This window comes from Kluyvera intermedia (assembly GCF_021440345.1).
In the GTDB taxonomy this organism is placed as follows: Bacteria; Pseudomonadota; Gammaproteobacteria; order Enterobacterales; family Enterobacteriaceae; genus Kluyvera; species Kluyvera intermedia_A.
Window position 1 is genome coordinate 132,568 of sequence record NZ_JAKCNS010000011.1, and the last position, 13,018, is coordinate 145,585.

The 13,018-nt window shown below is 54.8% G+C and carries 13 protein-coding genes; 7 read left to right on the top strand and 6 right to left on the bottom strand.

What is annotated here, in order from left to right:
• Nucleotides 1-11: 11 nt before the first annotated feature.
• From LZ634_RS03440 to dapA, 4 genes are all read right to left on the bottom strand, one after another.
• Complete coding sequence (locus tag LZ634_RS03440) at nt 12-881, bottom strand: neutral zinc metallopeptidase (protein ID WP_234502358.1); 870 nt, start codon at nt 879-881, stop codon at nt 12-14.
• A 142-nt stretch (nt 882-1,023) separates the two neighbouring features.
• Nucleotides 1,024-1,737 carry a phosphoribosylaminoimidazolesuccinocarboxamide synthase gene (gene purC, locus LZ634_RS03445; RefSeq protein WP_052282331.1) on the bottom strand — a complete coding sequence of 238 codons (714 nt, stop codon included), beginning with the start codon at nt 1,735-1,737 and terminating at the stop codon, nt 1,024-1,026.
• Nucleotides 1,738-1,914: 177 nt separating this feature from the next.
• Nucleotides 1,915-2,949 (bottom strand): outer membrane protein assembly factor BamC, encoded by a 1,035-nt coding sequence (bamC, locus tag LZ634_RS03450; RefSeq protein ID WP_234502359.1) that lies wholly within the window; start codon nt 2,947-2,949, stop codon nt 1,915-1,917.
• A 16-nt stretch (nt 2,950-2,965) separates the two neighbouring features.
• Nucleotides 2,966-3,844, bottom strand: coding sequence for a 4-hydroxy-tetrahydrodipicolinate synthase (gene dapA, locus LZ634_RS03455; protein WP_234502360.1), 879 nt, complete (start codon nt 3,842-3,844; stop codon nt 2,966-2,968).
• A gap of 154 nt (nt 3,845-3,998) precedes the next feature.
• On the opposite strand from dapA, the gene LZ634_RS03460 reads away from it, so the two are divergent.
• Together LZ634_RS03460 and bcp are read left to right on the top strand one after the other, a co-directional pair.
• A complete protein-coding gene (locus LZ634_RS03460) occupies nt 3,999-4,571 on the top strand; it encodes a glycine cleavage system transcriptional repressor (protein WP_234502361.1) in 573 nt (190 codons plus the stop codon).
• Nucleotides 4,571-5,041: a thioredoxin-dependent thiol peroxidase gene (gene bcp, locus LZ634_RS03465; RefSeq protein ID WP_234502362.1), complete on the top strand. Its 471-nt coding sequence runs from the start codon at nt 4,571-4,573 to the stop codon at nt 5,039-5,041. Before LZ634_RS03460 ends, bcp begins: the two co-directional genes overlap by 1 nt.
• 46 nt (nt 5,042-5,087) lie before the next feature.
• Here the strand turns inward: bcp and LZ634_RS03470 are convergent, their stop codons facing one another.
• Complete coding sequence (locus LZ634_RS03470) at nt 5,088-6,152, bottom strand: AI-2E family transporter (protein ID WP_234502363.1); 1,065 nt, start codon at nt 6,150-6,152, stop codon at nt 5,088-5,090.
• 214 nt (nt 6,153-6,366) lie between these two features.
• Here LZ634_RS03470 and bepA point away from each other — a divergent pair, with 214 nt between their 5' ends.
• Together bepA and arsC are read left to right on the top strand one after the other, a co-directional pair.
• A complete protein-coding gene (gene bepA / locus LZ634_RS03475) occupies nt 6,367-7,830 on the top strand; it encodes a beta-barrel assembly-enhancing protease (RefSeq protein WP_234502364.1) in 1,464 nt (487 codons plus the stop codon).
• An 11-nt stretch (nt 7,831-7,841) separates the two neighbouring features.
• Nucleotides 7,842-8,201, top strand: a complete 360-nt coding sequence (arsC, locus tag LZ634_RS03480; RefSeq protein WP_234502365.1) for an arsenate reductase (glutaredoxin) — start codon at nt 7,842-7,844, stop codon at nt 8,199-8,201.
• A 6-nt stretch (nt 8,202-8,207) separates the two neighbouring features.
• On the opposite strand, the gene LZ634_RS03485 is transcribed toward arsC, so the two are convergent.
• Nucleotides 8,208-9,065, bottom strand: coding sequence for a helix-turn-helix domain-containing protein (locus tag LZ634_RS03485; RefSeq protein WP_234502366.1), 858 nt, complete (start codon nt 9,063-9,065; stop codon nt 8,208-8,210).
• Between the two features lie 166 nt (nt 9,066-9,231).
• On the opposite strand from LZ634_RS03485, the gene celB reads away from it, so the two are divergent.
• The 3 genes from celB to LZ634_RS03500 are packed head-to-tail and all read left to right on the top strand — an operon-like array spanning nt 9,232 to nt 12,966.
• A complete protein-coding gene (gene celB / locus LZ634_RS03490) occupies nt 9,232-10,548 on the top strand; it encodes a PTS cellobiose transporter subunit IIC (protein ID WP_234502367.1) in 1,317 nt (438 codons plus the stop codon).
• Nucleotides 10,549-10,551: 3 nt separating this feature from the next.
• A complete protein-coding gene (locus tag LZ634_RS03495; protein WP_234502368.1) occupies nt 10,552-11,505 on the top strand; it encodes a N(4)-(beta-N-acetylglucosaminyl)-L-asparaginase in 954 nt (317 codons plus the stop codon).
• Between the two features lie 3 nt (nt 11,506-11,508).
• Nucleotides 11,509-12,966: a leucyl aminopeptidase family protein gene (locus tag LZ634_RS03500; RefSeq protein WP_234502535.1), complete on the top strand. Its 1,458-nt coding sequence runs from the start codon at nt 11,509-11,511 to the stop codon at nt 12,964-12,966.
• Nucleotides 12,967-13,018: the final 52 nt, after the last annotated feature.

Here is a 13,018-nt window from a genome sequence, read left to right on the forward strand (position 1 = left end):
TCGACATCTGGCTAGAGTGATTTACTGAAGGTATTGCACTGGCCCGGATCGCCGCTGTCGAAGCCGCGTTTCAGCCAGGTGTAACGCTGCTGAGAGGTACCGTGAGTAAAGCTGTCCGGTGCCACGCGTCCCTGGCTTTGCTGTTGAAGGCGGTCATCGCCAATCGCTTCGGCAGCGTTCAGCGCCTCTTCCAGGTCTCCTGCTTCAAGGATGCCCTGTTTTTGCATATTGTGGCCCCAGACGCCAGCAAAGCAGTCGGCCTGCAGTTCCATACGCACCGATAGACGATTCACTTCTGCTTCGGAAGCGTTCTGCTGCATCTGGCGCACTTTCGGCTCAATGCCCAACAGCTTCTGCACGTGGTGGCCCACTTCATGGGCAATCACGTAGCCCTGCGCAAAATCACCGCCCGCGCCGAGTTTGCTTTTCATGTCGTCGTAGAAGGAGAGGTCGATATAGACCGTGGTGTCGGCTGGGCAGTAGAACGGCCCCATAACGGATTGCCCGGTACCGCATCCGGTACGCGTAGCGCCACGGTACATCACTAAGCGCGGCGGCTGATAGGTTTTGCCCATCTCTTTGAATTGCTGCGCCCAGGTATCTTCGGTCGTTGCGAGGATCACCGAGGTAAATTTGGCGGCTTCGTCATCTTTTGGCTGACTCACGCGCTGGGAGGACTGCTGCTGACCGATTGGCTCGCCGGTCATCAAACCGGTTAAATCCACACCGTAATAGCCCGCAACCACCACGACAATCAGCAGAATAATGCCGCCTTTGCCGCTAGGAATACGAAAACCGGGGCCGCGCCCCATTCCCTGAGAGTCGGAACTGTTCCGCCGGTCTTCCACATTGTCGCTTTCGCGACGACCTTGCCAACGCATAACTACCTCGATCTTATCTTATCAATATACTGGTAGATCGTAGGCGGTTACGGACGGGATTACCACTGGAAATGTAGGATGCGTCATGCCGGCATCGCATCGCCTGTGGAGGCCGCACGATGCCGGAGAGAGGGAGTAAAACTTAGTCCAGCTTAACGCCTAAACGATGCGCCACTTCTTCGTAGGCTTCAATCAGGCCGCCCAGGCTCTGGCGGAAACGGTCTTTGTCCATTTTATCCATGGTCTTTTTGTCCCACAGACGGCTGCCGTCTGGGGAAAACTCGTCGCCCAGCACCACTTCGCCTTTGAACAGGCCGAATTCCAGCTTGAAGTCGACCAGGATAAGCCCTGCGTCATCAAACAGCTTTTTCAGCACGTCGTTAGCCTTAAAGGTCAGCTCCTGCATACGCGCCAGATTCTCTTTGCTCACCCAGCCAAAGGTTTCGCAGTAGGATTCGTTAACCATCGGGTCGTGCATCGCATCGTTTTTCAAGAACAGATCGAACAGCGGCGGATTCAGTTCAATACCTTCTTCAATCCCTAAACGTTTCACCAGCGACCCGGCTGCGCGGTTACGCACCACGCACTCTACCGGCACCATATCCAGTTTTTTAACCAGACATTCGGTATCGGACAACAGTGCTTCCATTTGAGTCGGGATGCCGGCTTGCGCCAGTTTGCTCATAATGAAATGGTTGAACTTGTTGTTCACCATGCCTTTACGGTCGAACTGTTCAATACGGGCACCATCTCCTGCTGACGTATCGTTACGGAATTCGAGTACCAACAGATCCGGGTTTTCGGTGCTGTATACGGTTTTCGCTTTACCACGATACAACTCAGCTAGCTTTTGCATCTTTGTCACTCCAGTGATGTTTAACGATACGCTCGTCGTCTTTCAAGCGTCAGGTACGTTGCGTACGTTCCTGCAACTTAAAATCCAAAGAGTCTAAATATTTGTGCTTTTTCTACTGACGCACACGTTTGCGTCACTATACAGAAAAAAGGGCTGGATTGCTCCAGCCCTGATTAATTACTTCGTAAATGCGGCCTGGAATGCGGCTACCAGGGCGTCATTTTGAGACTGCGTCAGCGGATGACCTTTCGGATCGATGAACTGCAGACTACTACGGTTGTCCAGGTCGCCGACCTGAAGTTTGTAGTCGCCGGAAGCCATACCCGGGTCGCTCGCGCCAAGATCGCGCCAACGGCTTTCAGACAGCGGCTTGTAGGTTACTGCCACGCTGCCCTGAGAGCGGGTGCTGTCGGTCACTTTCATGCCCACTTTTTCCAGCGTAGCTGGCAAACGCTGCCATACCTGGTTGAACGGCGCACGAACGACCAGCATTGGCAGGCCGGTATCGTCGGCTGCGCTCTGGACGTCGAAGGTTGCACCTGCGGTACCTTTGGAAGCGTTCGCCGCATCGGTGGCGTTCTTATCAAGGCCAGCGGAAATCACGTTCAGCATTTCAGCGCTATAGCGCTGCAGCGAAGCACGATCGGCAACGGCTTTACCTGCTTGTTCGAGGTTAACCAGTTTTACCATCACCGCCTGCTGATAGCCCTGCGGCTGCACGGAGATTTGATAACGACCGCGGTACTGCTGGTCTTCATCAAGACGGTTCCAGTCAACCCAGTCCGTGGTCAGCGTTTGGCTTGCATCATCACGTTTGGTAATGGTGTAGTTTTTCGCCTGAACGATGCTGACAACCTGTGGCCACAGAGAACCGCTACGGCTATTTTCAACCAGTAGCGTAGCTGTGTCGCCGGTAAACTGGGTACGCGCACCGGATACCAGCGCCAGCGCCTGAGCCGGTGGACGGATATCCAGCGCCTTACCTACGGCACCGCTGCCGTTAGCGACCGGGATGTTGTAGTCGCCATTTTCAATCGGCAGGATCATCCCCGCAGGGGCGTGAAGTTCACTTAACGGTGCTGCATCCAGGTAGGATTCATCACCGCTCACCTGGCGCTTATAGCGCGAGTCGGAACTACAAGCTGCAAGCAGTAGAACCAACGAAACACCCGCAACCTTCGCCAGGCGCGACTTCTGTACTGAGTAAGCCATCAAATCTCCCTAAACTTTACAGCAAACCGGCATGCTTCAATGCGGATGCCACAACATCACGACCGTGGTCGGTGATAGGTGTCATCGGCAAGCGCATGATATCGGTCGCCACAAGTCCCAATTCCTTACATGCCCATTTCACTGGGATAGGATTGGGTTCGACAAATAATTTATTGTGAAGCGGCATCAAACGTTGGTTGATGATACGCGCCTGCTCAAACTGGCCTTCTGCCGCCAGCTTGCACATTTCTGCCATATCACGTGCTGCAACGTTCGCCGTCACCGAAATGACGCCGTGACCGCCCAACTGCATGAAATCCAACCCGGAAGCATCATCACCGCTGAGCAGGATGAAATCGTCTGAAACCAGCTCTTTGATCTGGTGAACACGACTTAAGTTCCCCGTGGCTTCCTTAATCGCGATAATATTTTTAATTTTCGCAAGGCGACCTACGGTTTCCGGCAGCATATCGCAGCCGGTACGCGACGGCACATTATACAGGATTTGCGGCAGGTCAGTATGCTCGGCAATCGCTTTGAAGTGCTGGAACAGACCTTCCTGGGTCGGACGGTTGTAGTACGGGGTCACCGTCAGGCAGCCGACAACGCCGGTATTGTTAAAACGCTGGGTCAGGCTAATCGCCTCTGCGGTTGCATTTGCCCCCGTTCCTGCGATAACTGGAATGCGGCCATCGGCCAGTTCCAGCGTGGTCATCACCACGTCGCCATGCTCTTCGTGGCTGAGCGTTGCGGACTCGCCGGTAGTCCCTACCGACACGATCGCCGAGGTTCCGTTGGCGACATGGTAATCAATCAGTTTTTTCAGGCTTGAACGGTCGACATTACCTTTTTCATCCATCGGCGTGACAAGCGCTACAATACTTCCCGTGAACATGGGCCATCCTCTGTGCTGACGTGCGGACATGAGTCTCAATGGTACGTTTGGTCTTGTAATAAAAGCAAGAGACTGAAGCCCTTCAGAATGTTGTATGCCGGTTTTTTTTATGCTTTCCTAGGGTATACCGCACCTTTTTAAAGGAAGAACAGGTTTGACAGCCTCATTACAACACTATCTGGTCATCACAGCCCTGGGCGCGGATCGCCCTGGCATCGTCAATACGATCACTCGTCACGTCAGTAGTTGTGGCTGCAACATCGAAGACAGTCGTTTGGCTATGCTGGGAGATGAGTTCACTTTTATTATGCTGCTTTCCGGCACCTGGAACGCCATTACCCTCATTGAATCGACCCTGCCGCTAAAAGGGGCAGAACTGGACCTGCTGATTGTGATGAAGCGCACCACTGCTCGCCCTCGTCCGGCGATGCCCGCCACCGTGTGGGTTCAGGTGGAAGTTCCCGACTCCCCGCACATCATTGAGCGTTTTACCGCTCTCTTCGATAGCTGGGAGATGAACATCGCCGAGCTGGTTTCACGCACCCAACCGGGAGCCGACGCAGCCGCCGCCCAGCTATTCATCCAGATTACTGCCCATAGTCCGGCTACGCAAAATGCATCAAATATTGAGCAAGCGTTCAAAGCCCTATGTACAGAATTGAAAGCGCAAGGCAGTATAAACGTGATCAATTATTCACAGCATGATGAACAGGATGGAGATGAGTAATGAACCCACTGAAAGCCGGTGATATCGCACCGAAATTTAGTTTGCCCGATCAAGACGGCGAGCAGGTAAATTTGACCGACTTCCAGGGACAACGTGTTCTGGTCTATTTCTACCCGAAAGCGATGACCCCTGGCTGCACCGTGCAGGCTTGCGGCCTTCGCGACAATATGGACGAACTGAAAAAAGCGGGCGTAGAGGTTCTGGGTATCAGCACCGATAAACCAGAAAAACTGTCCCGTTTCGCCGAAAAAGAGCTGCTTAACTTCACGCTGCTCTCCGATGAAGATCATCAGGTCTGCGAACAGTTTGGTATCTGGGGCGAAAAATCCTTCATGGGTAAAACCTATGATGGTATTCACCGCATCAGCTTCCTGGTGGACGCTGACGGCAAAGTTGAACATGTGTTTGATGACTTCAAAACCAGCAACCACCACGATATCGTGCTGGGCTGGCTGCAAGCGAACGCGTGATATCCCAATGAATTAAAAAAGCCGACGTGATGTCGGCTTTTTATTATCAGGACTCTTCTACCGCCAGCCCGTCCGGCCAGGCATGGACCACCGCCTTAATCAGCGTCGCGAGCGGAATCGCAAAGAAGACGCCCCAGAACCCCCACAGCCCACCGAAAATTACCACCGACAGAATAATCACCAGCGGATGCAGGTTTACCGCTTCAGAGAACAGCACCGGCACCAGCAGGTTGCCGTCCAGCCCCTGAATAATCAGATACACTGCGAACAGGCTCCAGAATTCGGTGCCAAGACCGAACTGGAACAGCGCTACGCAGACCACCGGAATAGTCACCACAAACGCCCCGATGTAAGGAATCAGTACCGATAGCCCCACCAGCACCGCCAGCAGCAGCGAGTAGTTGAGGCCAAACATCAGGAAACCAAGCCAGGTGGCAATACCCACCACCACCATTTCCAGCACTTTGCCACGAATATAGTTGGTGATTTGCTGGTTCATCTCTTTCCATACCTGCCCTGCCAGCCCACGGTTACGCGGCAGCACCCGGCGAACGGCATTAAGCATTTGCTCTTTGTCCTTAACCAGGAAAAAGACCATCAGCGGCACCAGCACCAGATAGACCGCCAGCGTCAACAGCCCGACCAGCGATGCGACCGAATACTTCACCACCGAGTCGCCCATGGTCAGCATGCGGCTACGCATATTTTCGGCCATCGCGTCGATAATGCCCGCATCCATTAGCGCCGGATAGCGGCGCGGCAGCGTGGCGGCAAAGTCAGACAATTTATTGAGCATGCCCGGCATATCATGGATGAGATTAATCCCTTGCTGCCACGCAATTGGCATCACCACGAATGACATCAGCAGCAGGATGCCGACGAATAGCACCAGCACGACGCTGGTCGCCCAGCGTCTCGACCAGCCCAGACGCTCCAGACGCACGGTCGGCCACTCCAGCAAATACGCCAGAACCAACGCCACCAGCAGCGGCGCCAGCAGGCCGCTGAAGAAAAACAGAATGCAAAAACCGGCCAGCAGAATCACCAGCAGCGCTATCGCTTCGGGGTCGCTAAATCGGCGACGGTACCACTGCATCAACATCTCGAGCATAAATCTATTCCCTGAGGCCTGTGCTTTCATACAGAACGTGAATTGTATCTAAGTGTCACAAAAAAGACTCCGCTTTTTATAATTATCCCACAATCGCGCAATTATCATTTTCAATGATGAAGCAGATAGATACACTCGCAGAGCGGCTTTTTACGGAACGTAACGGTACGCTATTGGTCAAAACAGGCACATCCCACATTACAGGACAGAGGTTATGTTCAGGCAGTTGAAAAAAACGCTGTTGGCATCCCTTATTGCGACGCTTGCACTCGGTCAGATAGCCCCTGCATTTGCGGACTCTGCGGACAATCTGCCGGATATGGGCACGTCCGCAGGAAGTACGCTCTCCATCGGTCAGGAGATGCAAATGGGGGATTACTATGTTCGACAACTGCGCGGAAGCGCGCCGCTAATTAACGACCCGCTGCTGGTTCAATACATTAATTCGCTAGGCATGCGGCTGGTATCGCACGCCTTTTCAGTCCGTACGCCATTTCATTTCTATCTGATCAATAACGACGACATTAACGCCTTCGCCTTCTTTGGCGGTAACGTGGTGCTTCACTCCGCCCTATTCCGCTACTCGGATACGGAAAGCCAGCTGGCGTCGGTAATGGCGCACGAAATCTCGCACGTGACCCAGCGTCATCTGGCACGCGCGATGGAAGACCAGAAACGTAACGCCCCGCTTACGTGGGTCGGCGCGCTAGGCTCTATTCTATTAGCAATGGCCAGCCCGCAGGCCGGTATGGCGGCGCTGAGCGGTACGCTTGCAGGTACCCAACAGGGCATCATCAGTTTTACCCGTCAGAACGAAGAAGAAGCCGACCGCATTGGTATTCAGGTATTGCAGCGTTCGGGCTTTGATCCGCAGGCCATGCCGGCCTTTATGGAAAAACTGCTCGATCAGTCTCGCTACTCTTCGCGCCCGCCGGAAATGCTGTTAACCCACCCCCTGCCGGAGAGTCGTCTGTCGGATGCGCGTAACCGCGCCAACCAGATGCGTCCGGTGGTGGTGCAGTCCTCTGCCGATTTCTACTTCGCCAAAGCGCGTACGCTCGGCATGTATAATTCCGGCAAAAATCAGCTCGGCACCGACCTTCTCGACAGCTGGTCGAAAGGTAATATCCGCGAGCAGCATGCCACCCAGTACGGACGGGCACTGCTGGCGATGGAAGCCAAAAACTACGCGGACGCCAGCAAACAGCTACAGCCGCTGCTCAGCGCCGAGCCGCAAAACGCCTGGTATCTGGATCTCGCCACCGATATCGACCTCGGCCAGAACAAAGCGACGGAAGCCGTCAATCGCTTGAAGAATGCCCGCGAGCTACGTACCAACCCGGTATTGCAATTGAACCTCGCCAATGCCCTGCTCGAAGCCGGTCAGCCAGGGGAAGCTGCGACCATACTGAACCGCTACACCTTTAACTATAAAGAAGATACTAACGGCTGGGACCTGCTAGCCCAGGTGGAAAACAAGCTGGGTAATCGCGACCAGGAGTTAGCCGCTCGCGCCGAAAATATGGCGCTGGTAGGAAGGCTCGATCAGGCCATTTCGCTACTCAGCGCTGCCAGCGCGCAGGTTAAGCTACGCAGCCTGGAGCAGGCGCGCTACGATGCCCGCATTGACCAGTTGCGCCAGTTGCAAGAGCGCTTCCGCCCTTATCAGAAAATGTAACAGGAGAGACTATGACGGATTCGGTCACCATCTACCATAACCCGCGCTGCTCAAAAAGCCGTGAGACCTTAAGCCTGTTGAAGGACAACGGCATCGAGCCAAGCGTGGTGCTCTATCTGGAGACACCGCCGGATGCCGCCGCGCTGCGCAAGCTGCTAAAAATGCTGGGCATGACCAGCGCTCGCGAACTGATGCGCCAGAAAGAAGATCTTTATAAAGCGCTTAATCTTAGTGACAGCCAGCTTACTGAAGAGGCATTAATCCAGGCGATGATAGACAATCCAAAGCTGATTGAGCGCCCGATTGTCGTGAGCAACGGTCAGGCGCGAATTGGTCGTCCACCGGAACAAGTACTGGAAATTGTTCGCTAGTTTCCATTAAGGCCGCAGCGCTTCCAAAAAAGCCTGCGGCGTCATATTCCCCAGTTTTTTCTGTTCCTTTCCGCGATTAAAAATTGAACACAGCCTGGTGACCAGCTCATCCGGCGTGCAAATCCGAGCGGCGGGAATAATCTCTGCCAGCGGCAGCATCACCTGAACCGCTAATCGCTTATTTACCGCCTGCGTCGTGCGCCCGGAAATCCCCCTCTCGCGCAACCGATGACTGAGCGCATTCACCAGCCCCTCGTTCAACCACTCGTCTGTTTGTATCTCAACAGATTGGATATCACCCGGGAACTGCGCCAATATCTCATCCAGCCAATTCACCACCAGGGAAGAAGACATACCGGAATAGACGCGCGCATAGCACCAACCGCTAATCGGCTCCTGCGCCCACAGTAAATGGTGGTCGCCATCGTCATCCATGTGCAGCGATAAAAAACGGTAGTGCAGCGTCAACGACTGCGCTTTGGCTCCCGCCTTTAGCGCTTTTTTGCCGCACAGCACCTCACCGGCACCCCGCTGATACGAAGGCTTCAGATAGCGATTTAACGTTGCGCGGGACAGCGGGATCTCAAGCCCCTCCACCACCATAAACAGCAGATCGTCCAGCGGAGCCCGGAGTATTTCCCGTAAAGCGTTAATCAATACAACCTGCTCTTGTCTCATCGCTTTGTGTACAACAACGGGAGTGGTACTCCGATCCGCCGTCTGCTCCCGATTTCGCCAGCGGCGTACCGTCGTTACCGAAATTCCCAGCTCACGCGCCAGTTCACGGTCGCTCTTATCCGACTCCTGCAGATATTTCCTGACTCTAGGCGTCGTCGTGGCGTTGGCGTGCAGCTTAATTTCCATAGATATCCTTTCGTTTTTCGTGACTAATCATATGAGATTTACATATATTAAGTCGATACGATGTGACCCGTTTCACCTTTCCGCTTTCGGTTTTCTTCAATAATCCCTTCGTCGTTTTCTATTACATAACACACACAATGTCCGTTAATCTTATACGGAGTTCACAATGAACAATGTTCTGGGATTTTTAGAAGAGAAATTGATGCCGATTGCCGCGAAAACCGCACAGCAGCGTCATCTCGGTGCCATTCGCGGCGCATATGTCTCCTTCATGCCTTTCATTATCGTGGGTTCCATTCTGCTGGTCATTTCGTCGTTCCCGAATCAGACCTATCAGCAGTTTATGTCTCACTACTTTGGTGCCAACTGGAGTGCCATCATCGAGATCCCGTTTAACGCGGTGTTCTCCACCATGTCACTGTTTATCAGCTTCCTCGTTGCCTACCGCCTGGCCGAACACTACGAGAGCGATCGCCTCTCATGCGGCATCCTGGCACTGGTCAGCTTCTTAATACTGACGCCGTTTATCAAAGTCGCCGAAAACGGCGGCATCACCGTGATGCCGGTCGAATGGATTGGCACCAAAGGTCTATTTGTTGCCATGATTGGTTCGCTGCTGTGGACCGAGCTGTTCTGCTGGCTGAAGCGCAAAAAGCTGGTTATCAAGATGCCAGAAGGCGTGCCGCCTGCGGTGCAGGAGTCTTTCGCCGCGCTGCTCCCGGCGTTAGTGGTAATGATTCTGGTGCTGGCTATCCGCATCGGTTTTGAAAACACTCACTATCAGACCATCCACCAGTTTATTTATGACGTGGTTGCAACGCCGGTTCGCCACTTCGGCACCTCCTATTTCGGCGCGCTGATGACGGTCTTCAGCATCACCATTCTGTGGTCGGTGGGCATTAACTCCGGCTCAATGGTCAACGGCATCATTCGCCCACTGTGGATGGAAAACCAGACCGACAACATCGCTGCCATTCAGGCCGGTGTTACCCCGCCACATATCATTACCGAGCAGTTCTTCGACATGATCTGGATGGGCGGTGCCGGTGCAACGCTGTCGCTGGTTATCGCGATGCTGATTTTTGCCCGTAGTAAAAGTATGCGTGAAGTGGCGCGGCTTGGGGCTGGGGCATCGGTCTTTAACATCAACGAACCGGTGCTTTTCGGCCTGCCGGTTATTATGAACCCTATTATGCTGATCCCGTTCAACCTGGTGCCGCTGGTCCTGGTGACGATTCAGTATGTGGCAATGAAAATTGGCATGGTCGCGGTGACTACCGGGGTGTTTATTCCATGGACGCTGCCGCCGGTCATCAGCGGCTTCATCGTCACCGGGCATATTTCCGGGAGCGTGATGCAAATACTGAACCTGCTGATTGGCGCGATGCTCTATCTGCCGTTTATGCGCATCCTCGACAAGCAGTACCGCAGTGCAGAAATAAGTGAAACTCAGGGATCTAATACGCTAGCAAAACAGGAGTAAGTGATGTGGGGAATAATTGCAACCTGGCGTATGGCGCTGGAAGGGGTTAGCGAATCAGCCACGGCGCTGGCTAGCGGGAATAAAGCGACGACCTCGGTAGTGGATGCCGTAGTCGCCGTAGAAGATTTTCCATTCTACAAATCGGTGGGCTACGGCGGCCTGCCCACCGAGAACGGCGAAGTCGAACTGGATGCCGCCTGGATGGACGGCGATACGCTGGCCTTCGGCGCGGTGGGCAATCTGGTGGATATCGCCAACCCGGTAAAAGTGGCCCACGCGCTGGGCCGCCAGCGCTACAACTCGCTGCTGGTCGGCCAGGGCGCACGCGAATGGGCGCTAAGCCAGGGGTTTAGCGATAAAAAAATGCTCACCGAGCGCGCGATGCAGCACTACCGCAAACGCTGCCGCGAAACGCTGGATAAAGGGCTCAGTCCGTACGACGGTCATGACACCGTTGGCGTCATCGCGCTGGATAAGCAAGGTTCGATGAGCGTGGCAACCTCCACCAGCGGCCTGTTTATGAAAAAGCGCGGGCGCATTGGCGACTCACCCATCATCGGTTCCGGCTTCTACTGCGACAGCGAAATTGGCGCGGCAACGGCGACCGGCGTCGGTGAAGACCTGATGAAAGGCTGCACCAGCTATGAAATCGTCCGCCGTATGGAGCAGGGAATGACCCCGCAGCAGGCGGCCGATTCGGTGGTGTACGAGCTGGAAGATAAGCTGATGTCGCGCTTTGGTCGCGCAGGCGACCTGTCCGTCGTCTGTATGAACCGCAAAGGCGAGTTTGGCGCAGCCACCAATATCAAAACCTTCTCTTTTGTGGTGGCGACCGCGACCCAGCCGCTGACGGTGTTCCGCGCCGAACGCATCAAAGAGAAAACCCACTACCAGCCGGTGGACGATGCCTGGATGCAGGCCTATGCCGACCGCATCCGCGCGCCCATCGAGGAGTAAATGATGATTAACTACCGTCTATTCACGACGCTTTCCAGCGAACTGGCGCAGGGCCACCTCATTACTTTTCCCGGCAGCCCTCTGCTAAAGGAAAACCTGTTGCAGGATAATCCGCTCATTGCGGAAATGACTACGCTAGCCGAACACGGCAAACTCGCAGATACCCGCTTCGGCTGCGGGCCATTCGCTCGCATCACCCTCATTCCGCTCAGCGCCTGGCAGGACAGTCTGACCGACTCACTGCTGACGTATCTGCGTCCCCTGTTTTCTGCCCCGGTCTGCAATGAGGTGCTGCTGGACTGTAGCGATATTGATGACACTGTGCTGGCAAAAAACCTGCGTTTTCTCTTCAATCAGGCGCACAAATTAACTGATTTGGGGCTGAAAACCGTGAGTGACCGCGGTGTAATTCTGCGTTGCGTCAACGCTTACTGCGCGGGCAGCGATGCTTCGCGGCTGGAGGTATTGTTCGCTCAGCAGCAGGCCATCGCCAACGGGATGGTTGCCGCGCGTCGGCTGGCGGATATCCCATCGGAACAGTGCACGCCGCAGTTTGTGGTAGAAGAAGCCCAGCGCCTGTGCGCCGCCTTCCCAAATCTGCGCTGCGAAGTGCTGGATGAACGGGCCATCGTTGAGCAGGGTCTTGGCCTGCTGCATGCGGTGGGTAAAGGTGCCAGCCGCCCTCCTCGCCTGCTGGCGATTCACTATGACGGCGCCAGCAGCGGCCCGGTACGCAGCTATGTCGGTAAAGGTATTACCTTCGATACCGGCGGGCTGTGGCTGAAAGAAGGTGCTGGCATGTACACCATGAAATACGACATGTGCGGCGCGGCCAACGTGCTTGGGCTGATGCTGAGCATCGCCGAGCTGAAGCTGTCGGTGCGCGTCATGGGCGTGCTGGCACTGGCGGAAAATGCCATCGGGCCTGACGCCATGCAGCCGGGCAGCGTGGCCCGCGCTTGTAACGGTATGACGGTAGAGATCAACAACACCGATGCCGAAGGCCGGCTGGTTCTGTCAGATGCCATCGCCTGGGCCAGTCAGCGCCATGAGCACACACGCTATATTATCGATTTGGCTACCCTGACCGGTGCCGTCGTCAAGGCGCTGGGCTACGAGTTGAGTGGGTTGATGACTCAGGACAACGCGCTGCGTAGCGCTCTGACCGTCGCCGGTGAGCAGAGCGGAGATGAAGTCTGGTCCCTGCCGCTGGATGCGCGCATGAAAAAGCAAACCGAAAGCGCGATTGCTGATTTGTGCAACACGCCGACCAACAACGCCGCTATCAGCGCTTCTGCGGCTTGGTTACTGCATCACTTCTGCCCGGCCCATATTCCGTGGGCGCATCTTGATGTCAGCGGCACGGCGCTGTGGCGCGAAGGTGGGAAAAGCGTGGCGTCAGGCAGGCCGATTCCGCTGTTAATGCAACATCTGCTGAATGATTTGGCGATTGAAGAATAACGTTTCGCGTTACGACAAAAGGCCTGATGACACTACGTCTATCAGGCCTTTT